Origin of the sequence: Croceicoccus marinus, assembly GCF_001661675.2 — a bacterium.
Taxonomy (GTDB): Bacteria; Pseudomonadota; Alphaproteobacteria; order Sphingomonadales; family Sphingomonadaceae; genus Croceicoccus; species Croceicoccus marinus.
On record NZ_CP019602.1, the window covers coordinates 1,350,096 to 1,376,364 of the forward strand.

At 64.4% G+C, this 26,269-nt stretch carries 23 protein-coding genes and 1 tRNA gene; 13 read left to right on the forward strand and 11 right to left on the reverse strand.

Translation table 11 applies throughout. From position 1 onward, the window contains the following. Window positions 1-50 precede the first annotated feature (50 nt). The 7 genes from dusB (at window position 51) to hflX (ending at window position 9,696) form a co-directional block, all read left to right on the forward strand. Window positions 51-1,088 (forward strand): tRNA dihydrouridine synthase DusB, encoded by a 1,038-nt coding sequence (dusB, locus tag A9D14_RS06430; RefSeq protein WP_066844198.1) that lies wholly within the window; start codon window positions 51-53, stop codon window positions 1,086-1,088. After that, a complete protein-coding gene (locus A9D14_RS06435; protein WP_232468827.1) occupies window positions 1,085-2,224 on the forward strand; it encodes a two-component system sensor histidine kinase NtrB in 1,140 nt (379 codons plus the stop codon). Before dusB ends, A9D14_RS06435 begins: the two co-directional genes overlap by 4 nt. Further along, a complete protein-coding gene (locus A9D14_RS06440) occupies window positions 2,224-3,672 on the forward strand; it encodes a sigma 54-interacting transcriptional regulator (protein ID WP_066844201.1) in 1,449 nt (482 codons plus the stop codon). Before A9D14_RS06435 ends, A9D14_RS06440 begins: the two co-directional genes overlap by 1 nt. A 114-nt stretch (window positions 3,673-3,786) precedes the next feature. Then, the gene (locus A9D14_RS06445) at window positions 3,787-6,114 is read left to right on the forward strand and encodes a sensor histidine kinase (RefSeq protein WP_083987718.1); all 2,328 of its coding nucleotides are present in this window, start codon (window positions 3,787-3,789) and stop codon (window positions 6,112-6,114) included. Window positions 6,115-6,148: 34 nt separating this feature from the next. Beyond that, the gene (gene ntrX / locus A9D14_RS06450) at window positions 6,149-7,531 is read left to right on the forward strand and encodes a nitrogen assimilation response regulator NtrX (protein WP_066844204.1); all 1,383 of its coding nucleotides are present in this window, start codon (window positions 6,149-6,151) and stop codon (window positions 7,529-7,531) included. A gap of 181 nt (window positions 7,532-7,712) precedes the next feature. After that, window positions 7,713-8,333: an RNA chaperone Hfq gene (hfq, locus tag A9D14_RS06455; RefSeq protein ID WP_083987720.1), complete on the forward strand. Its 621-nt coding sequence runs from the start codon at window positions 7,713-7,715 to the stop codon at window positions 8,331-8,333. A gap of 55 nt (window positions 8,334-8,388) precedes the next feature. Continuing rightward, a complete protein-coding gene (gene hflX, locus A9D14_RS06460; protein WP_083987722.1) occupies window positions 8,389-9,696 on the forward strand; it encodes a GTPase HflX in 1,308 nt (435 codons plus the stop codon). On the opposite strand, the gene mazG is transcribed toward hflX, so the two are convergent. The 9 genes from mazG to A9D14_RS06500 all read right to left on the reverse strand — a co-directional run bounded on the left by mazG (window position 9,693) and on the right by A9D14_RS06500 (window position 17,808). After that, window positions 9,693-10,487 carry a nucleoside triphosphate pyrophosphohydrolase gene (mazG, locus tag A9D14_RS06465; protein ID WP_066844211.1) on the reverse strand — a complete coding sequence of 265 codons (795 nt, stop codon included), beginning with the start codon at window positions 10,485-10,487 and terminating at the stop codon, window positions 9,693-9,695. The genes hflX and mazG overlap by 4 nt on opposite strands. A 57-nt stretch (window positions 10,488-10,544) precedes the next feature. Continuing rightward, the gene (locus A9D14_RS19415; protein ID WP_157668164.1) at window positions 10,545-10,712 is read right to left on the reverse strand and encodes a hypothetical protein; all 168 of its coding nucleotides are present in this window, start codon (window positions 10,710-10,712) and stop codon (window positions 10,545-10,547) included. After that, entirely contained in the window at window positions 10,709-11,476 is a 768-nt protein-coding gene (locus A9D14_RS06470; RefSeq protein WP_066844214.1) for an MBL fold metallo-hydrolase, read from the reverse strand. The genes A9D14_RS19415 and A9D14_RS06470 overlap by 4 nt, the downstream gene beginning before the upstream one ends. Next, entirely contained in the window at window positions 11,473-12,249 is a 777-nt protein-coding gene (locus A9D14_RS06475) for a TatD family hydrolase (RefSeq protein WP_066844217.1), read from the reverse strand. Before A9D14_RS06475 ends, A9D14_RS06470 begins: the two co-directional genes overlap by 4 nt. Beyond that, window positions 12,249-13,814 (reverse strand): methionine--tRNA ligase, encoded by a 1,566-nt coding sequence (gene metG, locus A9D14_RS06480; RefSeq protein ID WP_066844220.1) that lies wholly within the window; start codon window positions 13,812-13,814, stop codon window positions 12,249-12,251. The genes A9D14_RS06475 and metG overlap by 1 nt, the downstream gene beginning before the upstream one ends. A gap of 65 nt (window positions 13,815-13,879) precedes the next feature. Then, window positions 13,880-14,848 carry a DNA polymerase III subunit delta' gene (locus A9D14_RS06485; protein WP_066844222.1) on the reverse strand — a complete coding sequence of 323 codons (969 nt, stop codon included), beginning with the start codon at window positions 14,846-14,848 and terminating at the stop codon, window positions 13,880-13,882. Next, complete coding sequence (tmk, locus tag A9D14_RS06490; protein ID WP_066844224.1) at window positions 14,845-15,489, reverse strand: dTMP kinase; 645 nt, start codon at window positions 15,487-15,489, stop codon at window positions 14,845-14,847. The genes A9D14_RS06485 and tmk overlap by 4 nt, the downstream gene beginning before the upstream one ends. Continuing rightward, window positions 15,486-16,703: a D-alanyl-D-alanine carboxypeptidase family protein gene (locus A9D14_RS06495; RefSeq protein ID WP_232468829.1), complete on the reverse strand. Its 1,218-nt coding sequence runs from the start codon at window positions 16,701-16,703 to the stop codon at window positions 15,486-15,488. The genes tmk and A9D14_RS06495 overlap by 4 nt, the downstream gene beginning before the upstream one ends. Window positions 16,704-16,779: 76 nt before the next feature. Beyond that, window positions 16,780-17,808 (reverse strand): lytic murein transglycosylase, encoded by a 1,029-nt coding sequence (locus tag A9D14_RS06500; RefSeq protein WP_087910550.1) that lies wholly within the window; start codon window positions 17,806-17,808, stop codon window positions 16,780-16,782. A gap of 189 nt (window positions 17,809-17,997) precedes the next feature. On the opposite strand from A9D14_RS06500, the gene A9D14_RS06505 reads away from it, so the two are divergent. The 3 genes from A9D14_RS06505 to A9D14_RS06515 all read left to right on the forward strand — a co-directional run bounded on the left by A9D14_RS06505 (window position 17,998) and on the right by A9D14_RS06515 (window position 20,307). Then, window positions 17,998-18,087 (forward strand) — tRNA-Ser (locus tag A9D14_RS06505). Between the two features lie 158 nt (window positions 18,088-18,245). Further along, entirely contained in the window at window positions 18,246-19,511 is a 1,266-nt protein-coding gene (locus A9D14_RS06510) for a tyrosine-type recombinase/integrase (RefSeq protein WP_066844225.1), read from the forward strand. Between the two features lie 22 nt (window positions 19,512-19,533). Next, window positions 19,534-20,307 (forward strand): helix-turn-helix domain-containing protein, encoded by a 774-nt coding sequence (locus A9D14_RS06515; RefSeq protein WP_066844228.1) that lies wholly within the window; start codon window positions 19,534-19,536, stop codon window positions 20,305-20,307. Window positions 20,308-21,266: 959 nt separating this feature from the next. On the opposite strand, the gene istB is transcribed toward A9D14_RS06515, so the two are convergent. Both istB and istA read right to left on the reverse strand, forming a co-directional pair. Continuing rightward, window positions 21,267-21,995: an IS21-like element helper ATPase IstB gene (istB, locus tag A9D14_RS06520; protein WP_066844231.1), complete on the reverse strand. Its 729-nt coding sequence runs from the start codon at window positions 21,993-21,995 to the stop codon at window positions 21,267-21,269. Beyond that, complete coding sequence (istA, locus tag A9D14_RS06525; RefSeq protein WP_066844234.1) at window positions 21,982-23,496, reverse strand: IS21 family transposase; 1,515 nt, start codon at window positions 23,494-23,496, stop codon at window positions 21,982-21,984. Before istA ends, istB begins: the two co-directional genes overlap by 14 nt. Before the next feature lie 190 nt (window positions 23,497-23,686). Here istA and A9D14_RS06530 point away from each other — a divergent pair, with 190 nt between their 5' ends. From A9D14_RS06530 to tnpC, 3 genes are all read left to right on the forward strand, one after another. Next, complete coding sequence (locus A9D14_RS06530) at window positions 23,687-24,016, forward strand: transposase (RefSeq protein ID WP_232468831.1); 330 nt, start codon at window positions 23,687-23,689, stop codon at window positions 24,014-24,016. After that, the gene (gene tnpB, locus A9D14_RS06535; protein ID WP_066844237.1) at window positions 24,013-24,360 is read left to right on the forward strand and encodes an IS66 family insertion sequence element accessory protein TnpB; all 348 of its coding nucleotides are present in this window, start codon (window positions 24,013-24,015) and stop codon (window positions 24,358-24,360) included. Before A9D14_RS06530 ends, tnpB begins: the two co-directional genes overlap by 4 nt. A gap of 61 nt (window positions 24,361-24,421) precedes the next feature. Then, on the forward strand, window positions 24,422-25,960 hold the full coding sequence (gene tnpC / locus A9D14_RS06540; RefSeq protein ID WP_066844240.1) for an IS66 family transposase: 1,539 nt from the start codon (window positions 24,422-24,424) through the stop codon (window positions 25,958-25,960). Window positions 25,961-26,269: the final 309 nt, after the last annotated feature.

Sequence of the window (26,269 nt, forward strand, 5' to 3'; positions counted from 1 at the left end):
ATGGCCACCAATCAATCGACTATGCGCTCTGCTTAATTTTTAGGCAGAACATGACCGATAATTCACCCTTCCCCCCTGCGCCCCGGCTCGAACCGATCCGCATCGGTCCGGTGACCGTGGCGACGCCCGTGGCGCTCGCCCCGATGACGGGCGTGACCGACATGCCGTTTCGCACGCTGGTCCGCCGCTTCGGTTCCGGCCTCAACGTGACCGAGATGATCGCCAGCCAGGCGATGATCCGCGAGACGCGCCAATCGATCCAGAAGGCGGAATGGCACCCCAGCGAAGACCCCGTCTCGATGCAGCTGGTCGGCTGCGATCCGGTGTCCATGGGCGAGGCGGCGAAGCTGAACGAGGATCGCGGCGCAGCGATCATCGACATCAATTTCGGCTGTCCGGTCCGCAAGGTGACCAATGGCTTCGCGGGCTCGGCGCTGATGCGCGACATTCCACTGGCGACCCAGCTGATGAAGGCGACGATCGCGGCGGTGTCGGTGCCCGTTACCGTCAAGATGCGCATGGGCTGGGACCACGCCTCGCTCAATGCGCCTGAACTGGCCCGCATCGCGCAGGATCTTGGCGCGGCGATGGTCACCGTCCATGGCCGCACGCGCAACCAGATGTACAAGGGCAGCGCCGACTGGGCCTTCGTCCGCCGGGTCAAGGATGCGGTGTCGATCCCCGTCATCGTCAACGGCGACGTCTGCGGGATCGGCGATGCCGCTACCGCACTGGAACGGAGCGGTGCCGATGGCCTGATGATTGGCCGCGGCGCCTATGGCCGGCCCTGGCTGCTGGGTCAAATCATGGACTGGCTGGAAGGGCGAGAGGTGCGTCCCGATCCGTCGCTGCCCGACCAGTTCGCGCTCGTAACCGAACATTATCGTGCCATGCTCGACCATTATGGCGGCGATACGGGGGTGAAGATGGCGCGCAAGCATCTTGGCTGGTACACCAAGGGGCTGAAGGGATCGGCCGATTTCCGCAACAAGGTGAATTTCATCGACGATGCGGACAAGGTTCTGGCATCCCTGCGCGAATTCTATCTTCCGCTCTTCGACGACAGCCGAAAGGCCGCCGCCGCGTGACCCTCGCGGGTGCGATCAGCGAAGCCGTGAGGCCATCGCCCGACCATGCGAGGCTGATCGCAAGCCTGCCCTATGCGGTGATCCTGTTGCGTCCCGGTCAGCGCATCGCCGCTGTGAATGTCGCAGGCGAACAGCTGCTGGGCCAGAGCGCCCGCCGCCTGCTTGGCAAGCCGCTGAAAACGCTGGTCGATTTCGGCGAAGCGCGGTTGATGACCATGCTGGCGGATGCCGATGTCCAGATCAACGCGCGCGACATGACCGCCCGGATCGGCAGGTCAGGCGCGAAACGGGTGCATGTGATCGTCTCACCCGTCGCGGGCTGGGAAGGCTGGCAGACCCTGACCCTGATCGAATCCGCCGAGGTCGAAGGGTTCGAGGAATCGGGCAGCAATACCCACGAGGAAGCGGGCCTGCGCGCGCCCGAAATCCTGGCGCATGAGATCAAGAACCCGCTGGCCGGTATCCGCGGCGCAGCGCAGCTTCTGGGCCGCAAGGCGAAGGCATCCGACCGGGCGCTGACCACGCTGATCGCCGACGAGGTTGATCGCATCGCATCGCTGATCGACCAGATGCAAAGCCTGTCGAGCCGTTCGGCGGTGCCGGCGTCGCCCGTCAACCTGCATGTCGCGATCCGGCGCGCCACCGCTGTTCTGGAGGCAGGCGGCCACGACAATGTCCGCATCGTCGAGGAGTTCGATCCCTCGCTCCCCATGGTGCTGGTCAATTCGGATGCGCTGCTTCAGGTCTTGCTGAACCTTCTGACCAATGCGGCGGAAGCCTGTGCTGGCGAGGATGATCCCGAGCTGACGATCAGGACCCGCTTTGCCAGCGGCATCATGCTGCGGCAGGCCGGCCAGGCGCAGCCGATCCGGCTTCCCATCGAACTGACCGTCACCGACAACGGACCGGGGGTCGACCCCGAATTGCGCGACCACATCTTCGAGCCCTTCGTATCGTCGAAGAAGCAGGGGCAGGGGCTTGGGCTGGCCCTTGTCCGCAAGCTGGTGCGCGACATGAATGGACGGATCAGCCACGAACGCGACGAAACGCGCGGCCTGACCCATTTCCGCATACGTCTGCCGATGGTGGAAACGCGCCGCGAAGCCGAAGACGTCCCTGCGGCGGGAGCCAATTGATGACCGATCCCGTCCTGCTGGTCGAAGACGATATTTCCATCGCGGTGGTCATCACGACCGCGCTGGAGGACGAAGGTCTGAAGGTGGTGCGCTGCGACAGCGTGGCAGAACGCGACAGGCTGCTGGCGTGCGAACGCTATTCCGCGCTGGTCACCGATGTCGTGCTGAAGGACGGCGACGGCATCGCCACATTGGACGAGGTACGCCGGCAGCAACCACACCTGCCCGTCATCGTCGTGTCCGCGCAGAACACGCTGGATACCGCCGTACGCGCCAGCGATACCGGGGCTTTCGAATATTTCCCCAAGCCCTTCGACCTGGACGAGCTGGTCAGGGCCGTCACCGCCGCCATCGGTAATGCCGACGCCGAAGCCAGGCCGCTGGACGGAGAGGGCGAGGGGGCTTTGCCCTTGGTGGGCCGGTCGAACGCGATGCAGGCGGTCTATCGCATGATCACGCGCGTGCTGCGCAACGATCTGACGGTGCTGATCCTGGGGGAATCCGGCACCGGCAAGGAACTGGTGGCGGAAGCCATCCACAAGCTTGGCCAGCGGTCGCGCGGGCCCTTTGTCGCGGTCAATACGGCGGCGATCCCTGCGGATCTGATCGAATCCGAACTGTTCGGGCATGAAAAGGGCGCCTTCACCGGCGCATTCGCTCGCCATATCGGCAAGTTCGAGCAAGCGCGCGGGGGCACCTTGTTTCTGGACGAGATCGGCGACATGCCGATGCAGGCGCAGACCCGGCTGCTGCGCGCACTGCAATCGGGCACGATCCTGCGGGTCGGCGGACGCGACGAGGTGCCCATCGATGCGCGCATCATCGCCGCCACCAACAAGGACCTTGCGCCGCTGATCGAAACGGGCCGTTTTCGCGAAGACCTGTTCTATCGCCTCAATGTCGTGCCCATCCAGTTGCCGCCCCTTCGCGAGCGGGGTGACGACGTCGATGCCCTGGCCGGCCATTTCCTGGGACAGGCGGCGCGCGAAGGCCTGCCGCGCCGCAATCTCAGCAAGGAAGCGGCGGCGCTGTTGCGGGTGCGGCCGTGGCGCGGAAATGTGCGCGAATTGAAGAACTTCATCTATCGCCTGGCGCTGCTCGCGCGCGAGGAGGTCGTCGATCGCGCGGCGGTTCAGGCCTTGCTGGCGGACGAGGCGGCGACGGCTTCGCCTTCTGCAGGACCGGCCATGTTCGACGGCGGCAATTACAATGATCTCGAAGGCGCGCTGCACCGCTGGCTGGCCGCGAACGCGCCGGAACCGGGGCACATCTATGCCAAGGCGATCGCCGCGTTCGAGAAACCGCTGCTGACCCACATGCTCGACACGACCGGCGGGAATCAGCTTCGCGCGGCACGAATGTTGGGGATCAATCGCAACACATTGCGCAAGCGACTGGACGAACTCGGCATCGATCCGGAGTATTTTGCCGCACGCGTGCGCGGTTGAGCCATCTTTTGGCACCGGAATTGACGCAACTGGTCGCATTTGGGGCGGGCTTTATCCCCCGAGGGCCAGCGCCCTCTTGAAATTGCGCAACAGCGCTGTTGTATTCCGGCAACGATGCAGTCGCCCAGCCATTCCTCCGTCCAATCAGCCGATGGCGATGATGCACTTGCCGACGCGCAGGGCGCAGGTGCCGGCAATTCGGCGGGCAGGGACTGGCAGAGGTTGCTGCGGCGCGTCGGCATCGTCTGGCACCGCTCCAACGGTTTCGCAGTGCTTGAGATTGCGTGTGTCGTCGCCATCGCAGTCACGGTGATCTTCGGCTGGCTGGCGCTGGACGGGCGGACCGACGAAGCGCTGCTGCCGACTGCCACCACCACGACCCTGCTGGTCGTGACGCTCGTCCCCGGCATGGGGCTGATGGTGTTGATCGGCAGGCGGCTTGCCCTGCGCAGGGCGAAGCGGCTGACCGGCTCGACCGGGCGGATGCATGTAAGGCTGGTGTTCTTCTTCTCGCTGCTTGCCGCGGTGCCCACGCTGCTGGTGGTGGTGTTCGCATCGTTCCTGTTCCAGTCGGGGGTGGAATTCTGGTTCTCCGACCGGTCGCGCGGATTGCTTGAGGATGCGAACGAGCTGGCCCGCGGCTATTACGAACAGAATTTCCGCGACATCGGCGACAACGCGATCGCGATGGCAGACGACATCCGCTTCTATCTCGACCGGGCACCGATCACGAGCCCCGAGTTCGCCGAGGCCTATACCCGCCAGGTAATCCTGCGCGAATTCGACAGTTCGGCGATCGTCGAACTCGGCAGCGACGGGACAGTGCGGACCGCCGCTATCGTCGATCCCGAAAGCGATTTCGGCCCCGCCAATATCAGGCCCGAGATCTTCACCAAGCTGATCGAAGGCTCGCGCGTCGAAGTCACCGCGGTGGCCGAGCGGACCGAGGCGGTCGCGCCCCTCGACATCGGGGCGGGCATATTCCTCTATACATCGCGCGAGTCCGATCCGCTGGCGCTCAGCCAGTGGCAGCGGGCGCAAAGCGTGCTGGCGAATTACGACGTGCTGACCGACAATGTCCGGTCGCTGCAATTGCAGTTCAACATCGCGCTGCTGGTCGTCTCGCTCGCGCTGGTCGGGCTGGCGGTGTGGTTCGCGCTGAGGTTCGCCGACCGGCAGGTGGGCCCGCTGGCCGAGCTGGTGGACGCGGCGCGCGACGTGGGCGCGGGCAATTTCTCAAGCCGGGTGAGCGGGCGGACCGGGGCGGACGAGATCGGCCTTCTCAACCGCGCCTTCAACCGCATGACGGTGCAGATCGAACGCCAGACCGCGGCCCTGCTGTCCGCCAACGAGCAATTGCACGAGCGGCGCGCCTTTATCGAGGCGGTGCTGGATTCGGCGACCGCGGGCATCGTCTCCATCGATACGGACGGGACCATCCTGCTGATCAACGGATCCGCGCAGACGCTGCTGGTGGGCGAGAATGACGACGCGCCGGTCGGCCGGACGCTGGCCGACGTGGCGCCGACGCTGGCAGCGCTGGTGGAGGAAGGCAAGTCGGCTGGCATCGTCCAGATCCCGCGCGGCGGCGACATGCGGACACTGGCGGTCAAGCGGGCGCGCACGACCCATGGCCACGTGCTGACGTTCGAGGATATCACCCGTCAGCTGCTCGACCAGCGGCGGGCCGCCTGGTCCGACGTGGCGCGGCGGATCGCTCATGAGATCAAGAACCCGCTGACCCCGATCCAGCTGGCGACCGAGCGGCTGAACCGGCGCTATCGCCGCCAGATCGAAACCGATGGCGAATTGTTCGACGAGCTGACCCAGACGATCATCCGGCAGGTCGGCGACCTGCGCAAGATGGTCGACGAATTCTCGAGCTTTGCGCGCATGCCCAAACCCAGCTTCCGGCGCGAGGATGTCTCCGAACTCGTGCGGCAATCGATGTTCCTGCAGGAAGTCGGTCACCCCGGCATCACCTATCGCTTCCGCGCGGAGGAAGGGGACACGGGCATCGATTGCGACCGCCACCAGGTCGGCCAGGCGATGACCAACGTGCTGAAGAACGCCGCCGAGGCGATCGAGGCGCGCAAGCTGGGCGAGGGCGACGATTTTCGCGGCCACATCGAGGTTGGCCTGCAGCCCGACAGCAAGGGGGTGACGATCACCGTGACCGACAATGGCAGCGGCCTGCCGCAGCAGGGCGAGCGGATCGTCGAGCCGTACATGACCACGCGGGAAAAGGGCACCGGCCTTGGCCTTGCCATCGTCCAGAAGATCCTGGGCGAACATGGTGGGCATATCGGGTTCGAGGCTGCGCAGCCCGGCGGCACCACCGTCCGCATGCGCTTCGCGCGCGATCCGCTGGCGGAGGAAGCCGGGGCTGAAGCCGGCGTCGGCGGGGCGCCGGACGGGAACGGCCGGCAGGCCGCGGAATGACAGGATTTACCCAAGGAAGGCAGGATTGGCTCTGATGGCACTCGATATTCTGATTGTCGACGACGAACGCGACATTCGAGAGCTGGTTGCCGGCGTGCTTTCGGACGAAGGCTATGAATGCCGGACGGCGGCAGACAGCAGCGCCGCGCTCAACGCGATCGACGAACGCAGGCCCTCGCTGGTGCTGCTCGACGTCTGGCTGCACGGCTCGCCGATGGACGGGCTGGAAGTGCTCGACGCGATCAAGCAGCGCGAACCCGATCTGCCGGTGATCATCTTTTCGGGTCACGGCAATATCGATACCGCCGTATCGGCGGTCAGCCGGGGCGCGGTCGATTTCATCGAGAAGCCGTTCGAATCCGAGCGGCTGCTGCTGATGGTCGAACGCGCGACCGAGACCGAGCGCCTGCGCCGCGAGAACGCGCAATTGCGCAGTGACGGAGGCGCGGGCTTCGAGGAGTTCAACGGCAATTCCGCCGCGATCAACGCGGTGCGCGCGACGCTGAAACGTGTAGCGAATACCGGCAGCCGCGTGCTGATTACCGGGCCGGCGGGCGCGGGCAAGGAGATGGCCGCGCGCCTGTTGCACCACTGGAGCGCGCGGGCCGAGAAGCCCTTCGTCACGGTCAATTCGGCCCGCATCACGCCCGAGCGGTTCGAGCAGGAATTGTTCGGCGAGGAATCGGGCGGCCGCCTGGTCCGCGCCGGACTGCTGGAGCTTGCCGATGGCGGGACGCTCTATCTGGACGAGGTGGCGGACATGCCCGAATCGACCCAGGCGCGGATCCTGCGGGTGCTGACCGACCAGGCTTTCGTGCGGGTCGGCGGCAATCGGCAGATCCGGGTCGATGTCCGGGTCGCGTCTTCCAGCAGCCAGGATCTGGCCGAGGCCATTGCCGACCGGCGGTTCCGCGAAGACCTGTATTACCGGCTGAACGTCGTGCCGGTCACGGTGCCGGGCCTGTCCGAGCGGCGGGGCGACATACCCGTGCTCGCCAATCATTTCTTCGCTCGCTACGCGCGCAGCCAGGGCTACGCCCCGCCCGAAATCAGCGACGAAGCGGTCGCCGTCCTGCAAAGCTATGAATGGCCCGGCAACGTCCGCCAGCTTCGCAACGTGGTGGAGCGCACGCTGATTTTGGCCCCGCGCGAAAGGCTTGCCACGATCGAGGCGGACATGCTGCCCGCCGAGATCACGCAGGAGCCCAGCGGCGACAGCACCGGCATCACCGCCATGATGGGCATTCCGCTGCGCGAGGCGCGCGAGCAGTTCGAACGCGAATATCTGCGCGTGCAGATTCGCCGGTTTTCGGGAAACATTTCGCGCACCGCGTCTTTCATCGGGATGGAACGATCGGCGCTGCACCGGAAGCTGAAGACGCTGGGCCTGTCCGAAAAGCGGGACGAAACCGCCTGAAACGGCCAGGTTGTTAGCTTCGCACCGATCCTAGGCGGTAAGGATTGCGCTGCTGCATTGCAGCAATTAGTAGGAGTTGTCTCGCGGCCGTGATATGATGGCCGCTATTCGGTGCAATCGCAGGCACCAGAACGCCGTGGGATCCCGCAATTCCCGCGAGCCAACAACAGGAGACCAAATAATGGCCGGAAAGACGCTTAGCATCCGTACCAAGACGGACGATGCAGCGCCGGAGCAGGCGGTGGAAACCGCCGAAGCCGAAACCGCACCCAAGAAAGCAGCCACGCGCAAGCCCGCGGCCAAGGCGCCCGCCACCAAGCCGAGTGCCGGCAAGGGTCAGAACTTGCAGGACATATTCCTGAACCACCTGCGCAAGCAGAAGACCCCGGTGACCATGTTCCTGGTCAAGGGCGTCAAGCTGCAGGGCATCGTGACCTGGTTCGACAATTTCTCGATCCTGCTGCGCCGCGACGGGCAGACGCAGCTGGTCTACAAGCATGCGATCAGCACGATCATGCCGACGCAACCGGTCGATGCCGCTCTGTTCGAGTTCAGCGAGGACGCGAAGGGCAAGCGGATGCTGCAGGACGTTTTCCTGTCTTCGGTTCGCGATGCGGGCGCGCAGGTCACCATGTTCCTGATCAACGGCGTGATGCTGCAGGGCCGGATCGCCGCATATGATCTGTTCTGCATGCTGCTTGAGCGCGAGGGCTATGTGCAGCTGGCCTACAAGCATGCTATCTCGACCGTTCAGCCGATCACCCATGTCGACCTGACCGGCGACTGGGCAGGCGAAGAATAGACGGAGAAACCTGCTGGGCGAGGATATTTTCGGAAGTGACGACGTAAGCGGCGAAGTGACGCGCGGCGCGCGCGCCGTCGTGGTGCTGCCCGACATTCGCAAGGAAAACCTTCCCGATCCCGAGGCGCGACTCGATGAGGGAAGGGGGCTCGCGCTCGCGATCGGGCTCGACATCGTCGACAGCTTCATCATCCCCGTGCGCGAGGTTCGGCCGGGAACCCTGTTCGGTTCGGGCCAGATCGACAACATCCGCGCGGCGTGCGAGATGGGAGAGGCCGAGCTCGTCATCGTCGATGGCGCGCTTTCGGCGATCCAGCAGCGCAATCTGGAAGACGGATTGAAGCGCAAGGTCATCGACCGCACCGGCCTGATCCTGGAAATCTTTGGCGAGCGGGCGGCCACTGCCGAAGGACGCCTGCAGGTCGAACTTGCGCATCTGGATTACCAGGCCGGGCGCCTGGTGCGCAGCTGGACCCACCTTGAACGCCAGCGCGGCGGCTTCGGCTTCCTGGGCGGTCCGGGCGAGACGCAGATCGAGGCGGACCGCCGGATGATCCGCGACCGCATGGCCCGACTGCGCCGCGAGCTTGAGCAGGTTCGCCGCACACGCGCCCTGCATCGTGCGCGTCGCGGACGCGCGCCTTGGCCGGTGGTTGCGCTGGTCGGCTATACCAATGCGGGCAAGTCGACGCTTTTCAACCGCCTGACCGGCGCGGAAGTGATGGCGGAGGATCTACTGTTCGCCACGCTCGACCCGACGATGCGCGCGATCGGGCTGCCCGGGGTGGAGAAGGCGATCCTGTCGGACACGGTGGGCTTCATCTCGGACCTGCCGACACAGCTGGTGGCGGCTTTTCGCGCCACGCTTGAGGAAGTGACCGGTGCCGACATCATCGTCCATGTCCGCGACATGTCCAGCGAAATGGCGGACGGGCAGAAGACGGAAGTGGTCCAGATCCTCGCCGACCTCGACATCAATACGCAGGATGAAAACGCGCTTAGCATCCCGGTGATCGAGGCATGGAACAAATGGGACGCGATTCCCGATGACCGCCGCGAGGAACTGGCCGAGCAGGCGGAGCGATCGGAGGATCCCGTCGTGCCGATTTCAGCGCTGAGCGGCTTTGGCACCGAAGCGCTGGAGCGCGCGATTGCCGCGATCCTGACGCGCGATGCACGGGTGCACGACATCGTGCTGCCCAGCCGTGACGGCCGCCGGATCGCCTGGCTGCACGCCCACGGCGAAGTGCTGAGCGAAGAGGAAGTGCCCGACGAGATCGAGGGAGAAGAACCGCAGATCAGGCTGACCGTCCGTATCGAGGACCGCGAGCTTGGGCGCTTCGTCGCGATGGAGGGCGGCTAGGCGTTTCGCGCCTTTTCCTGTTCCTTGACCCTGTTCCATAGATCGTCCTGGGCCTGCAGGTCCAGTTCGTCGAACTGCACACCGTCGGCGCTGGCGATGGATTCCATTCCGGCGAAGCGGCGCTCGAACTTGCGGTTGGCTGCGGTCAGCGCTTCTTCGGCGGGAATGCCGAGCTTGCGAAGCCAGTTGACTGCGGCGAACAGCAGGTCGCCGGCCTCCTCAAGCCTGGCGTCGGGGGTCGCGGCGTCGGCGAATTCCTCGATCTCTTCATGCAGTTTGTCGGCGGCGCCGGTTTCGTCCGGCCAGTCGAAGCCGACACGCGCGGCGCGCTTCTGCAGCTTTTCGGCCCGGAGCAGGGCGGGCAGCCCCAGCGCCACGCCATCCAGAGCGCCGGTCTGCGCCTTGGCAGCACGTTCCTGCGCCTTCAGCCTTTCCCAGTTCGTGCGGATGGCGTTGCCTTCGTTGGGCTGCGATGCACCGAAGATATGCGGATGCCGGCGCTTCATCTTGTTTGCGATACCGGATGCGACATCACCGAAATCGAAGACGCCAAGTTCCTCGGCCATGCGGGCGTGGAAGACGACCTGCAGCAGCAGATCGCCAAGCTCGTCCTTGAGGTCCGCCAGATCGTCGCGCGCGATGGCGTCGGCGACCTCGTAGGCTTCCTCGATCGTATAGGGTGCGATGGTCGCGAAGTTCTGGGCCAGATCCCATTCGCAGCCGCCATCCGGATTGCGCAGCCGCGCCATGACGGCAAGCAGGCGATCGATGGGGGACGAATGCTCTGCCATTCAACTTTTCCTGAAAGACTGATAATCTATATTATGTAAAGTTAAGGCGTGGGGGCGTTAGGTGATCAGACCCATGATCAAGGCGACTCCCAGGAAGATCCCCACCCAGATCAGCACCATCTTGATCGTCGCCGACTTGCTGACTCGGTGGCTGCGCCACGATGCAAGTACCAGCACCAGCCATCCCAGCAGGCTGATCAGCGAGACGATCGCCAGCGTGCTCAAATCTCGATCTCCATCCCGTCATAGCCGACCTCGACATTTGGCGGCACTTCGTCGCACAATGTGCGATAATCCATGCTCTTGTCGAGATGCGTCAGGACCGCGCGCCTTGCACCGACTGTCCTGGCCAGTTCCAGCGCCATCGCCAGATGCGCATGAGTCGGATGGGGATCGCGGCGAAGGCAATCGACGATCAGCGTGTCGCAGCCGTCCATCATTGCCACCATATCGGTGGTAATCTCGCTGAAGTCCGTGGCGTAAACCACTGATCCGGCATTACTATCAAAGCGGAACGCAGTGCTTTTCACCGGACCGTGCGGCATCTCGCACCAGTCCACCGACAAGCCGCAGATCATGCGTAGCCGGTCGAGCGGCTCAAGATTCACGATGGTCGAATAGCCGAACTGGCCCGCGAACACATAGTCGAAGCGGCGGCGCAGGCGCTGGACGGTCACGTCGCCGGCAAAACCTGGGATTGGACCGCCGCGCCCGTATCGCAGCGCCCTGAGATCGTCGATGCCATGGCAATGATCCGCATGGTCGTGCGTCCAGAAGACGGCGTCGATCTTGTCGATCCCGTTATCCTGCAATTGCTGCCGAAGGTCGGGCGAGGTGTCGATCAGTATGCGCTGGCCATCCTCGGTCCGGATGACGATGGATACGCGGCTGCGGCGATTGCGCGGCTCGCCCGGATCGCATTCGCCCCAGTCATTTCCGATACGCGGGACGCCGGTGGATGTCCCCGAACCCAGGATCGTAACCTTCACAGCGCCGCCTTGGAAAACAGCCGTGCGAAATTGGTGCTCGTGTTTTGCGCCAGCGTGTCGAGCGTCTCGCCGCGCAGATCCGCCACGAAAGCCGCGGTGTCGGCGACGAACGCCGGTTCGCAGGTCTTGCCGCGGTGCGGCACCGGCGCGAGGAACGGCGCATCTGTTTCCACCAGCAGACGATCGGCCGGAATGTCACGCGCCGTTTCCTGCAGTTCCCTGGCGTTCTTGAACGTCACGATGCCCGATATGGAAATGGTCAGTCCCAGATCCAGCACGGCATCGCCGAACCCGCGCGAGGCGGTAAAGCAATGGATCAGCGCCGGGAATTCCCCCTTCCCCATTTCGTCGCGCAGGATCGACAGCGTGTCATCCTCCGCATCGCGGGTATGGATGATAAGCGGCAGGCCGGTTTCGCGCGCCACGCCGATATGCATGCGGAACAGCCCGCGCTGCGCATCGCGGTCGGAGTGGTCGTAGTAATAGTCCAGACCAGTTTCGCCGATCGCGATCACGCGGTCGTGCTCGGTCGCCTTGCGCAGTTCCTCGGCACCCAGGTCGGGATGCTGGTCAGCCTCGTGCGGGTGGATGCCGACGCTGGCCCAGACATCGTCCTCGCGCTCGGCCGTGGCGATGACGTCGCCCCATTCGCTCTGCCGGGTCGAGATATTGAGGAAGCCGCAAATGCCGCGCTGGCGGGCCTCGCTCAGGATCTCGCCCTGACGCTCTACAAGGCCCTTGTAATTGAGATGGCAGTGGGAATCGATCAGCATCAGGCGGCATCCTCCGTCTGCGGCAGTTCGAGGCGCGGGAACACGCCGACGGGCTTGTCAACCACAAAGCCGGTCGCGACCAGCGCATCGAACCAGCCAGCGTCAGCCAGCACCGCGTAATCGCGCGCATCCGCCGCGACGCCCATCTGGTCGAGCAGGCGGTCGATCGAGCCCGGAACGACCGGGCGCACCGCGATGGCCAGATCGCGCACACAGCGGAACAGGACATTGAGCACCGCCTTCATGCGATCGGGATCGCTTTTCCGCAGGGCCCAAGGCGCCATTTCGTCCACATAGGCATTGCAGGCGAACACGCCGCGCATCCATGCCTCCAGCCCCTCGCTAAAGGCCAGGTCGGCGAAGCTGCTGCGCAATCCGGCAACGCCGTCCCGCACCGCCTGAAGCAAGGCTTCGTCAGCGGGCTCGATCGGCAGGCCGCTCGCAAGTTTGCCGTCCAGATTCTTGAAAATCATCGATAATGTGCGCTGTGCCAGATTGCCGAAGCTGTTGGCCAGCTCGGCGTTGGCGCGCGTCACGATCGCTTCGGGCGAATAGCTGCCGTCCTGTCCGAACGCGATCTCGCGCATCAGGAAATAGCGGAGCGGATCGACCCCGAACTGTTCGATCAGGGCGACCGGATCGGTGACATTGCCAAGCGACTTCGATTCCTTTTGCCCACGATTCAGCAGGAAGCCGTGACCGAATACCTGCTTCGGGATCGGCAGACCGGCGCTCATCAGGAAGGCCGGCCAGTAGACGGCGTGGAAGCGCACGATGTCCTTGCCGATCAAATGCAGGTCGGCGGGCCAGTATTTCGCGAAGTCGCCAGTTTCGTCCGGATAGCCGAGGCCCGTGAGATAGTTGGTGAGCGCATCGACCCACACATACATCACGTGATCGTCAGCGCCCGGCACCTTTACGCCCCAGTCGAAGCTGGTGCGCGACACCGAAAGGTCGCGCAGGCCGCCTTCGACGAAGCGCATGACCTCGTTACGGCGGCTGTCGGGCTGGATGAAGCCGGGATTGTCGCGATAGAGCTGCAGCAGCGGCTCGGCATATTTCGACAGTCGGAAGAACCAGCTTTCCTCGACCGTCCATTCGACCGGCGTGCCCTGCGGAGAAAGCTTTTCGCCCCCCTCGCCCTTGGTCAGTTCGCTTTCGTCGTAATAGGCTTCGTCACGGATAGAGTACCAGCCCTCGTACCGGTCGAGGTAGAGGTCGCCGCTCGCCTCCATCGCCTTCCACAGGGCTTGGCTGGCGGCGTGGTGGCTGTCTTCCGTGGTGCGAATGAAATTATCGTAACCGATCTCAAGAAGATCGAACAAATCCTTGAAATAGCCCGACATTTCGTCGCTCAGCGCTCGCGGCGTCACGCCTAGGTCGCGCGCCTTTTGCGCCATCTTCAGACCGTGTTCGTCCGTCCCAGTCTGGAAACGAACCTCGCGGCCCGACGCTCGCTGGAAGCGGGCGATGACATCGGCGGCGATGGTTTCATAGGCGTGGCCGATATGCGGCTTGCCATTCGGATAATGAATGGCCGTGGTGATGTAATAAGGATCGGCCATCAGGCCCCTGACTTTCTGAACTGGAATGGATCGGCGGCCCGCGCGCGGCAGCACGGGACCCTTGGCTAACCCTTAGGTGGCGCGGCCTCTGCCAGCAACCCGCCAATTTCCACGACGGTCAGCGCCGGGTCGAAATTGGCATAGGGAATCTCGGCTCCCAGCCTGACGAGCCGGGCATGCGTATCGATCAGCCGCGCCTGGTTACGGGGCGGGGCACTGCGCGCATTCTCGGCGCAGATGTCGCGTGCCAGCCTTACGCTGGCAAGCAGCCTTTCGCGGTCGGGACGCGTGCCGATGGCCGCGGCAAGCGCAGCCCGGCGCGTGAAATCGGCATCGCCATGGCGCATTATGTCGCGCAATTCGCGCGCGATGGGCGCCAATTCGTCATCGATGAACGCGAGCGCCATACCGGGCGAACCCTGCGCAGCCTCGACCGCGGCCTGTCGCAGTTCCGGCTTTATATCGGGTTCGCGCCTGGCCAGCAGATTGGCGAGCTGCCCATCGGTCAGCCCGTGGAACCGCAGTTGGCGGCAGCGCGAGCGGACCGTCGGCAGCAGACCGCCGGGCCGATGCGCGACCAGCAGGAAGAAGCTTCCGGCCGGCGGCTCCTCGAGGCTTTTGAGCAGGGCGTTGACGGCGGATTTCTCGAGATCGTCGGCGGCATCGATGATGATCGCGCGCCGCAGGCCCAAGGTGGGCCGAGTCGTCAGCCGCCGCTGCATCCCGCGGATCTGGTCGACCGAGATGTTGCGCTTGCGGCTGAAATCCTTGCCATCTTCGCGCTTCTTCTCGTCATCGCTGGTGGCGGGTGGTCGTTCCAGCAGGATGATGTCGGGGTGGGACAGCGGATCGGGCTGCGGCACGCCAGCCTGCGCCACCAGTTCGGCAGCGGCGGAGAGTGCGAAACCGGCCTTGCCGAGCCCGCGCCGGCCCGCCAGCAGCCACGCATGATGCATGCGCTGACCCTGCATCGCCGCGCGCCAGCTTGCCCATGCATCCTCGTGCCCGATCAGTTTCGCCTCTGCGCCTGTCATGCGCTGTCCAGCATGGGGGCCAGCGATTGCATGATCCGGTCGTGCACGTCACCAGCAGAGCCATGGCCGTCGATGCGGGCGAAGCGGCCCGGCGATTGGTCTGCCAGCAAGGCGAAGCGGTCGCGGACGGCGGCGTGATATTCATCGGCCTTGGCGCCGATCCGGTCGGCGGCATCGCCGTCGCGCGCCATTGCGCGCGCCGTTGCGGCAGCCGGGTCGAGCTCGATCATTATCGTGAGGTCGGGCAGCAGGCCGCCGCTGCCGATCGCGTGCAGGGCCAGCACATCGTCATCGCCGATGCCGCCCGCCCCGCCCTGGTAGGCTCGGCTGGAATCGACGAAACGGTCGCACACGACCCATCGTCCCGATGCCAGCGCAGGTTCTATCAGCTGTTCGACATGATCGCTGCGCGCGGCGGCGAACAGCAGCGCCTCGGCCCGGGGTCCCCAGTTCAGCGCATGGTCCAGCAAAAGGGCGCGCAGGGCCTCTGCGCCGAGCGTGCCGCCGGGTTCGCGCGTGGTGACGACATCCAGACCGCGCCCGCGCAGCGCCTGTGCCAGCAGGCGGGCCTGGGTCGATTTTCCCGCCCCCTCCCCGCCTTCGAAGGCGATGAACCGTCCGCGGCTTTCGCCTTGCGTCACCCGAACAGCCCCAGCAGGCCGTTGCGCAGGCGCTGCAGCATGTTCGCCTCGGCCACGTCCTCGGCCGCGACCAAGTCGAAGCGGGCCGGTTCGGCGCCGTCACGCGCGACCAGCAGTTCGCCCACGCGCTGCCCCTTGCGGATGGGAGCGGCGACGGGGCCCTGATAGCGCATGGTGACATTCGCATCAGCCTTCTGCCCGTGCGGAACCGACAGGTTGACCGCACGCGACGCGGCCACCGCCACCTGCCGGGATGCGCCGCCCTGCACGGCGACCGTGCCGACGGGCTGGCCCTTGCCATAGATCGTCTGGGCGTCCCACGACGCAAAGCCCCATTCCATGAAGTCGCGCGCGACCTGCTTGCGCTGGGCGCTCGATTCCGCGCCGCCCAGTACCATGATCAGCCGCCTGCCGTCACGCTCCGCCGATCCGACGAAGCCATAGCCAGCCTCGTTCGTGAAGCCGGTCTTCAGACCGTCCGCCCCCTCGACATAGCCCAGGATCGGGTTGCGGTTGTTCTGCGTGATCTTGTTGTAGCTGAACTTGGGCAGCGCGAAATAGCGCCGGTACAGGTCGCCATGCTCGGTCAGCAGCGCGCGGGTCAGCGTCGCCAGGTCGCGGGCGCTGGTATAGGTGCGCCCTTCGTCCATCCAGCCGTTGGGCGTGTTGAAATGGCTGTCGTCCATGCCAAGCTTTTCGGCATTGGCGTTCATCAGCGCGGTCCACCCCTCGATACTGCCCGCCGCGCCCTCGGCCAGGATGACGCAGCCATCATTGGCCGAGACCGTCAGGATCGCCTTCAGCAACGTGTCGACCGACAGCGACGTATTGGCGACCGAGAACATGGTCGAGCCCTTGCCGCTCCATTCCCGGGCCGTGCGGTCGGATACGGGCAGGCGCTGATCGTGGCTCAGGCGCCCCTGCTTCAGCAGTTCGAAGGCGGTATAGACCGTCATCAGCTTGGTCAGCGAAGCGGGGATGAAGCGCCGGTCGGCGTCCTTGGCATAGAACGGCACGCCGCCATCGGCATCCATGATCAGCGCGATCGGCACCTCGCGCAGCGGGGGATCGAGCGCATCGCCGGCTTGGGTGGCCGTCTGCTTCATCGGCCCCATCTGCATCGGCCCCGTCTGCGCCATCGGCAGCACGGGTGTCACCGCAAGCGCCACTGCCGCCGCCACGCCCGAAAGACGCTTCATCGTGCCGTAAGTCATGTCTGCTCCTGCGAAGCCCGGTCGGCGGGCCACAATCTGCGCGTCGCCATTCGCGCGCTAAAATCCCGGGGTGCGATCAGCGGATCGCGTCTGCCAGCAGACCTACCGAAAGAGCGTAATAGTTGGAACAGTTGTAGTCCAGTATCACCCGGTAATTGCTGGTCAGCAGATAGGCGGTCGCGCCCGGTCCGTCCGGTTCGAACAGGATGGCGAAGCTGTCGTCCGGGATCGTGCCTTGCGGGCGAATGCCCAGCGCCTTCCATTCGCGCACCGTCTTCCACTGACCGTGACGCTCGAACACCCGCTCGCACCGCGGCGCGTTCAGCCGGCTGACATTGACCGAGCGGTCGAAATTGCCCGGCACATAGGCGGGCACGCCCCATGGCTCGCCGCGCCGCCAGCCTGCCTCGACGAAATAGTTGGCGATCGATGCCAGCGTGTCGGCGCGGCTGTTCCAGATGTCGCGCGTGCCGTTGTTGTCGCCGTCCTGCGCGACTTTCAGCCAGACGCTGGGAAGGAATTGCGGATTGCCGATGGCCCCCGCCCAGCTTCCCGTAAGCTGCTGCCGCGTTACGCCGCGGTCCAGCATCTTGAGCGCCGCGATCAGCTCGCTCTCAAACAGCTCGCGCCGGCGTCCTTCATAGGCGAGCGTCGCCAGCGAGCGGATCGTGTCGAAGCCGCCGGTATAGCTGCCGTAGTTCGTTTCATGCCCCCAGATCGCGATCAGAATCTCGCCCGGCACGCCGTAGCGCTGTTCGATCGAGGGGATCAAAGAGGCATTGGCGGCATAGGTCCGCTGGCCGCCCCCGATCCGCGCCGCATCGACATGCCGTTCCCGATAGGGCGCGAACGGCGGATAGGACGAGCCCGGTGAATCGGGCGCCTGCGGACGATCGAGTTCGACCACGCGGTTGTTGATGGTGAGGCCGTTCAACCCCTCGCGAATCGCGCGGTCGGAGACGCCTTCCGCCCGCGCCTTGCCGGCGACCTCGGCGAGATAGGCTTCGAACCCCGCCTGGGTATAGACCTGCGCGCCGGCGGTCTGGGCGGTGAACAATACGGCAAGGGCGGCAAGGAAAGCGCAGAAGCGGGCATGGATCGTCATGCCGGCGTTCATGACATAGGCCGGGCCGCGTGTGAATTGCCAACTGACGCAATGCGCCGAAACGATCCTGACCGGCAATGAAACGCCTGCGCCTGCGTTCGAAAACGAGGCGATGCCATGGCATGCGTGGCGACGCCCTTGCTTCCATGGTGACAAGCGCGAAAGAAGCCGCTAGCGGCGATCCGCGAAGGACAGGTGGCCGAGTGGTTTAAGGCAGCGGTCTTGAAAACCGCCGTGGGTTCACGCTCACCGTGGGTTCGAATCCCACCCTGTCCGCCAAGCCTTGTTCCAGGGCATTCCTGGATCTTCTAGAAATCCTCTGAAATCCTGCACTTTTCAGTGCAGTGAGTTCCATGCTATTCCAGCCCGATCCGGAGAAAGCCGGTGGCAAGAGGGGGCACTTTCGGGGCACCTGCTCGAGAGATTGGGGGCATCGAATGCTGACCGAAGTGCAGTGCAAATCGGCCAAGGCGGTGAGCAAGCCGCAAAAGCTGACCGACTCTCAGGGGCTGCACCTGTTTGTCACCGTGAACGGTCACAAGTCCTGGCGCTACAAATATCGATTTGGCGGCAAGGAACGGCGGATCGTGTTCGGTCCCTACCCGGAGATCTCGCTCAAGAAGGCGCGCGAACTGCGCGAGGATGCGAGGCGGGAATTACGCGAGGGGCGCGATCCGGGCGAGGAATACCGCAGGCGTGCGGCGCGGCGGACGGCTGGGGTAGAGCACGATCATACCTTCGAGGCCGTGGCGCGGCGCTGGCACGAATTGCAGGCGCCGCAATGGAAGGCCCAGCATGCACAGGACGTGCTGACGAGCCTGGAAGCGGAAGTGTTCCCGCAGATCGGTGCGCAGGACGTTTCCGAACTGAAGCCGCCAAAAATCCGCGAACTGCTGCAGGCCGTGCAGGAGCGCGGTGCGATCGAGACCGCGCACCGAATCCGGCAGCGGATCTCGGCAGTGTTCAAGTTCGCGATTGCTTCGGGTCTGGCCGAGATGGATCCTGCCGCTTCGATCGGCGCTGCGCTGCGCCCTGTGATCCGCGGCAAGCAGCCCGCCCTGCTCAAGCTGGAACAGGCACGAGCGTTCCTGCAGGCCTACGAGGCAACTCCCGGCTATGCGACCACGAAGCTCGCCTCGCGCCTGCTAGCGCTGACGGCAGCACGGCCGGGCACGATCCAGACCGCCGAACCGCACGAGTTCGAGGATATGGAGGGATCCCAGCCTATCTGGCGTATTCCTGCAGCAAAGATGAAGCTGCAGCGCGCGCAATCCGAACTGGACGAGTTCGAGTTCATCATCCCGCTCTCGCGGCAGGCCGCCGAGACCGTGCGGGTCGCGGCGGCGTTTGCGCGCAATCGCAAATATCTGTTTCCGTCGGCGCGCCATTCGCATCGCCCGTTTACGGACAATGCGCTCAACGTGGCGTATCGGCGGGTGCTGGGCTTCGAGGGCAAGCATGTGCCCCATGGCTGGAGAGCCAGCTTCTCGACCATCATGAACGAGCGGGCGATCGAACAAGGCAAGCCGGGCGATCGCGCCATCATCGACCTCATGTTGGCGCACCAGCCCGAGGGCGTGGAAGCACGTTACAACCGGGCCGCCTATATGCCGCGCCGACGCGAACTGGCACAGGAGTGGGCCGACCTGCTGATGGAGGGGCTGGCCTCCGCGGAAGCCTTGCTCGACGCGCCCCGGCGCTGATAGGTGCAGCGGGAGCGTCGGCATGATCGACCGGCGCGACCGCCATGCTGCTTGGCGCAAGAGCTACGACATCAACGATCCCCGCGCTCAGGTCTCGACCGTTCACTGGAAGCCGAGCGACACAAACAAGGACGCCTTCAAATTCTTCGATGTCATCAAGAAGGCGATCTGGTCCTACTCGGACCACATTCGCGAGGCCGGCAAGCCGCTGCCGATCTGCGCCAACGCGATGAAGGTGTACGAGGCGCTGATCCGGCACATGGACTTCAGGACCGGCCGCTGCGATCCCTCGCTCGACACGCTCGCCTCCACCTGCAAGCTCTCGCGCCGCACGGTGGTGCGCCAGCTTGACGTGCTGCGCCGCGAGCAGCTGATCGACTGGACGCGCCGGACAGTGAAGACCGGCAATGCACCGGGTCAGGGGCCGCAGGTCAGGCAGACCAGCAACGCCTATTTCATTGATATAGCGCGGCTGCCGATCGAGATCCTGCGCATGCTGCGCCAGAAGCTGGGCGCCGGTCTGCGCGAGGGTCCGAGCCGCGCACCGGGTTCGGGCGGCGTGCCGTCGCGCCTTGCAGGCAGGACTGCCAGGCTGGTCTCCAGCCTTGCCGGCTCATTCGTCACAAATCGTGACCAGAGCTTTGCCGGCCTCGCTTCTCGCGACCACTCGGATCGCCTCGCGCACATGTATCGCGGCGATCCCGACGGCCTGCGCCAGCATCTCGAAATGCTTGGGCTCACAGCTGAGCCTGGTGCGAGTGCCAATCTGGCATTGTACCCCTCCATAAGAAATTAAAAGAAATAGACAGAAGGCGCAGCGATGCTTTGACCTGTCGTTTTGCACAAGGAAGCCTGCCCGCGATGTCCACTCGCAGCCGAAAGCGCTGCGTAGGCGGAACCGGTGCAACGGGCGGCTTCCGCCGCCCGAGGCTTGGCGAAGGGGGCGAGAACAATGCGTCGTACTTGGCACGATTCCGTCGCTCTTATGGCGATGCCGGAAGCGGCGTGGATGCATCATATTGCAGCGCTGGCGAGCCACCTAATGACGGGAGCTTTGTGAGACCCTCAGCCTCTTTCCGTCCAGCTTCTGGGTGCGTTAAAAGACACACAGCAAGTGCACGGGCGAGGCGGGGGGGAAAGCATGCGTCTAGGGGGCGCAAAATAAAGCACGGCTCGAGTCGCAAGCCGCCTCATCCTCGGGTAGAGAGCCGTTCCTGCTTCCGCTCCTCCGTCGCATGTGCTCTTCCGCACTCGAGCGCTTCGACCAGACCATGGCCAGCCGTAAGCCTCGCTGCCGCTGTGGCCTTCTGGCTCTGAACGAGTCTGAACCCTAGCAATGCTTGCGGCGGCCTTCGATGTAGGTCGCGCCATCAGCCCCGTGTATTCGCATGCAACTGATCACTGCGCGGAATGTCATGGCGAACCAGCTAAGGGGGCTCTTAACCTCTTTGGCCTACGGATAGGCTCGGTGAAAACGACGTAACCGTGGGCTGCAGGCCGCCTTGCTTGGAGCGGGATTGCAGGGTTGATGGCCGCTCCTTTGAATGGAGTGGCAAAGATGGGCGATAGCGAGCCGGACCGAGCGAGTATGTCAATCGGCGTTCAATCGGGACCCCCTATCGGCGCGCAAAAGGGACCCCGTTAGCGTTGCATAGATCGATCGACGTTGGGCGCGGGTTTCGCGCTGCTGGCGGCGTAGGAAGGGCGTAGCCCGACCGGAGGCGTCAGCAGCGCGAAGGCGTTTTTCTGATCGGGTCAGCTGCGGTTTTTGAAGCGCCAGCTGTCGTTGCCGGTCTCGACGATGTCGCAATGGTGGGTGATGCGGTCGAGCAGCGCGGTGGTCATCTTCGGCTCGCCGAACACGGTGGGCCACTCGCCGAAGGCGAGGTTGGTGGTGATGATGACAGAGGTCTGTTCGTAGAGCTTGCTGATCAGGTGGAACAAGAGCTGCCCGCCGGATCGGGCGAACGGCAGATAGCCCAGTTCATCCAGCACCACGAGATCGAGTCTGCCGAGCTGGGCAGCGATGGTGCCGGCCTTTCCGATGCGGGCTTCCTCCTCGAGCCGGGTGACGAGGTCGACGGTGTTGAAGTAGCGCCCACGGGCACCGGCACGCACGACGCTGGCGGTGATCGCGATAGCCAGGTGGGTCTTGCCCGTCCCTGTGCCGCCGATGAGCACGATATTGCGCCGCCCTGGCAGGAACGAGCCGGCGTGCAGCGAACGAACGAGTCCTTCGTTGATCGGGCTGCCCTCGAAGACGAAGGCATCGAGGTCCTTGATTACAGGCAGCTTGGCCGCGGTCATGCGGTAGCGGATCGAGGCGGCATGACGATGCGCGGCTTCGGCACGCAGCAGGTCGGTCAGGATCTCGTGGGTCGTGCGCTTGCGCTGCAGCCCGGTGGTAACCGCCTCGTCGAAGGCCCCTGCCATGCCCTTGAGGCCGAGAGCGCGCATCGCCTCGATCATCTCATGCCGCTGCATGGAGGTCTCGCACCGTATCGTAGCGCGCGCAGTCCGCGATCGGCGGGTGACTGAGCTTGAGATCAACGACCACGTCCAGGGGGCACTCGGGTGGCGGGTCCCGGTATCGGGCCAGGATGTTGAGGATTACCTCGTCGCTGACGGCCCCGTTATCGAGCGCCTCCCGGATCGCGGCCTCGACCGCTTCCAGACCATCGGTCATTACGGCTGCCAGTACGCGCACGAAGCGGCGGTCGGCTTCATCACCGCCGCCCAGCTTGCGCCGCAACCGCGTCAGTGCCGGTGGCAGGTCCCACCCCTGGAAGGGCGCGCCGTTCCGCAAAGCGCCGGGCTTGTTCGCCAGAACGGGCAGGTAATGCCAGGGATCATAGATCGTCCGGTCACGGCCGAAGTGCCGGGCATGCTCGGCGATTACCTCGTCGCCGAGGCGCACGACAATGCGGTCGGCATAGGCGCGGACCTGGACGGCCCGCCGCGCAGCCTTGGCCATGACTGAGTAGCGGTTGCGGTCGAAGCTGATCAGGCACGTGCCGGTCACGGCATGGGCGGTCTCGTGGAAGCCGTCGAAGGGCGCCAACATCGGCTGCAAGGCAGACCGTTCGAGGTCCAGCGCTTCGGCAACGGTCAGCTCCTTCTGCTCGGGATGCGCGTGCGTTGCGGCCCAGCGCAGGCACTCGGCCTCCAGCCACCCGTTGAGCTCCTCGATGCTGGCAAAGCGCAGGCGAGGCTGGAAGAACCGGCCCCGGATCGTCTGGACCTGATGTTCGACCTGACCCTTCTCCCATCCCGCCGCCGGCGAGCAAGCGGTCGGCTCGACCATGTAATGATCGGCCATGACCAGAAAGCGGCGGTTGAACACCCGCTCCTTGCCGACGAACACGGTGGTGACCGCGGTCTTCATGTTATCGTAGATGCCGCGCAGGGGAACGCCGCCAAAAAAGGCAAAGCCCCGGGCATGGGCGTCGAACACCATCTCCTGCGTCTCGCGCGGATAGGCCCGGACGTAGACAGCCCGCGACGCACACAGCCGCATCTGCGCCACCTTCACTCGCATCGGCTTGCCCGCGATCTCCACATCCTCGTGGCTCCAGTCGAACTGGTAGGCCTCGCCGGGCTTGAACATGAGCGGGATGAACGCGGGCGCCCCATCACCCGCATCCTTGCGCCTCGCTTCCGTCCAGCGCCGGGCGTAGCGCCGGACCGCGTCGTAGGATCCCTCGAACCCCTCACGGCACAGCAGATCATGGATCCGGGTCATGCGCAGCCGATCACGCCGGTGCCGGGCCTCGTTCTCCGCCAGCAGCGTGTCGAGCCGCTCCTGAAACGGCCCAAGCCGGGGCAGCGGTTGAACCGTGCGGCGATAATCGAATGCGCCTTCTGGTGCCCGGATCGCCTTGCGCACCACCTTGCGGGATAACCGCAGATCGCGCGCAATCGCCTTGATCGCCTTCCCGCTCGCGTGCTCCCGCCGAATCCGAACAATCGTCTCCACCACCAACATCCCGATCTCACCACCTGGAAAACCAGGCGGTCAACTACACCATCAGAATGAAGGGTCCCTTTTAGACGCCGATCACCCCTCTAACAGGGTCCCTTTTGCACGCCGATCCACAGCGAGTACGCATATGAGTGGTCATATGAGTACTCGCATTGAGGTTGTCGGGCGGGTTTCAGGCCGACGACGCTGGACGGTGGAGCAGAAGCTGGCGATCCTGCGGGATGCATTTGGGCCCGGCGGCTCGGTCCGCGCGGCGTGTGAGCAGCACGAGATTGGCAGCGGATCCATTTATACATGGCGACGACAGGCCATGTCGGGAGAACTGGTCGGCGTCTCGCCTCTATCGGTGCCGGCATTTTCCGAGGTTGAAGTCGCGGATCCGGTTGTCAGCGACGGCGCGCCGCCCGTGCCGTCTCATTGCGGGCATATCAGGATCGAACTGCCGACAGGTGTCCGCCTGACTGTGGATGCGATGGTCGATGGCAAAGCCCTGGCTCGCGTGATCTCGGTATTGAGCCTTTGATACCCCTGCCACCCTCGACGCGAGTTTACCTGGCGTGCGGCGCGACAGACATGAGGAAGGGATTTGATGGCCTGGCGGTCCTGGTCCAGCAGGTGTTGGAGCATTCACCCCATAGCGGCGCGCTGTTCGCGTTCCGCGGCAAGCGTGGCGATCTGATCAAGCTGCTCTGGTTCGATGGCCAAGGCATGTGCCTCTTTTCCAAGCGTATGGATCGCGGCAAATTCGTCTGGCCAATGACAAAGACGGGCAAAGTCAGCCTGACCTCAGCGCAGCTTTCCATGCTTCTCGAAGGTATCGACTGGCGTCGTCCCGAGCGCACCACAGCGCCGCTTCTGGCGGGCTAAAAAGTAGCGGATTTGCGCGGTTTTTCTAGCGAATAGCGGCCTATTGTGCTAATGGATCGCGGTGTCGGACGCAGCCTCTTCCAACCCTGATAAAGACGCCCGGATCGCCGAGCTGGAAGCCGCCTTGGCGGCGCGGGATACGCTGATCGACACGCTGCGTTTCCAATTGGCGCAGCTGCGCCGCATGACGTTCGGGCAGTCGTCGGAGAAGCTGTCGGCACAGATTGAGCAGCTTGAACTGACGCTCGAGGAACTCGAAGGCGAAGCCGCTGTCGCCGATGTCCGTCAGGCCACGTCGGCACAAAGGTCCGAACGGCCGTCGCCGGTTCGCAGCCTTCCGCCTCATCTGCCTCGGGACGAGCAGCGGATCGAACCCGAGACAGGTCGCTGCAATTGTCCCAAGTGCGGCGGCACCCTGCGTCCCTTGGGTGAAGACAGCGACGAGATCCTCGATGTCCTGCCGGTCCAGTGGCGCGTCATCCGCACAATCCGCCCCAAGTATAGCTGCCGTGCCTGCGAGAAGATCGTGCAGGCACCGGCTCGTGCAAAAGCCGTCGCCCGGGGTAAGGCCAGCTTCGGCACGCTCGCCCATGTGGTGGTATCCAAGTTCGACCATCACCTCCCGCTTTACAGGCAGGCCGAGATGATGGCGGCACAAGGCCTCGATATCGATCGGTCGACCCTGGCAGGCTGGGCAGGACAGGCCGCGCAGCTGCTCGACCCCATCGTATCGCGCATTCGCGAGGAAGGCCTGAAGGCAGCCAAAATTCACAGCGACGACACGCCCGTACCGATGCTGGTGCCAGGCAAGGGCAAAACCGCGCAAGGTCGGCTTTGGGCCTATGTCGTCGATGACCGGGCCAGCGGAGCAAACGGGCCACCACTGGTGTGGTACAAGTTCACTCAGACACGCAGCGGCACCCATCCGCAAACCGAACTGAAGACATTCACCGGTCTCCTTCAAGCAGATGGATACGCCGGATATGCCAAGCTCTATGGCGGCAATCGCATTCAGGAAGTGGCTTGCTGGGCGCATTTCCGGCGCAAGATATTCGAGAACCATCAGACCAGTCCGACACCGCTGACCACCGATCTGCTCGAGCGGATCGGAGCACTCTATCGGATCGAAGACGAAGTTCGCGGCCAGCCCCCCGATATCCGCCGGCAATGGCGGCAGGAGAAAGCCAGGCCATTGGTCGACGAGTTACGCTCGGCGATCGACGATGCGTTGCGCCGCCTATCGCCCAAGTCGGCAATGGCCAAGGCGCTGGCCTATGGCCGCAAACGCTGGATTGCCCTCACGCGCTTCCTCGATGATGGACGAGCCGAGGTCGACAACAATATCGCCGAACGCGCGATGCGCAGCGTTGCTATAGGCCGCAAGAATTGGCTGTTCGCTGGCTCCGAGGCGGGAGGGGAGCGCGCCGCTGCTATCTATTCCGTCATCGAGACCGCGAAACTCAACGGCATCGAGCCGCAGGCCTATATCGGCGACGTCATCGCAAAGATTGCAGACGGATGGCCAGCATCGCGCTGGGACGAGCTCATGCCATGGAACTGGGCTGCTCCCCAGCGACCGCTGATCGCCGAAGCCGCATAATCGGCGGCCTCCACGCCACGCTTACAAAACGACCGAGAAGCGCGCAGAACGTCTGCATGCGCTGTTCCAGCAGCGACCGGATCTCGAATAGTTGTTTGCCCCTCTGATAAGTTCAATCGAGGCTTTGGAGAAGCAATTGCGTGCATTCGGCCGACTGCTCGAAAGGCGTGCGGTTGCCGATCCCGTCTACGTTCGTCTTATGACAGTTCCAGGCTTAGGTCCGTATTACCGCGCTCAAAGGAAACTGCTATGACAGATCCGCCGTCGAGACATTCTTCAAATCGTCGAAGGCAGAGCTGATCGGGCGGC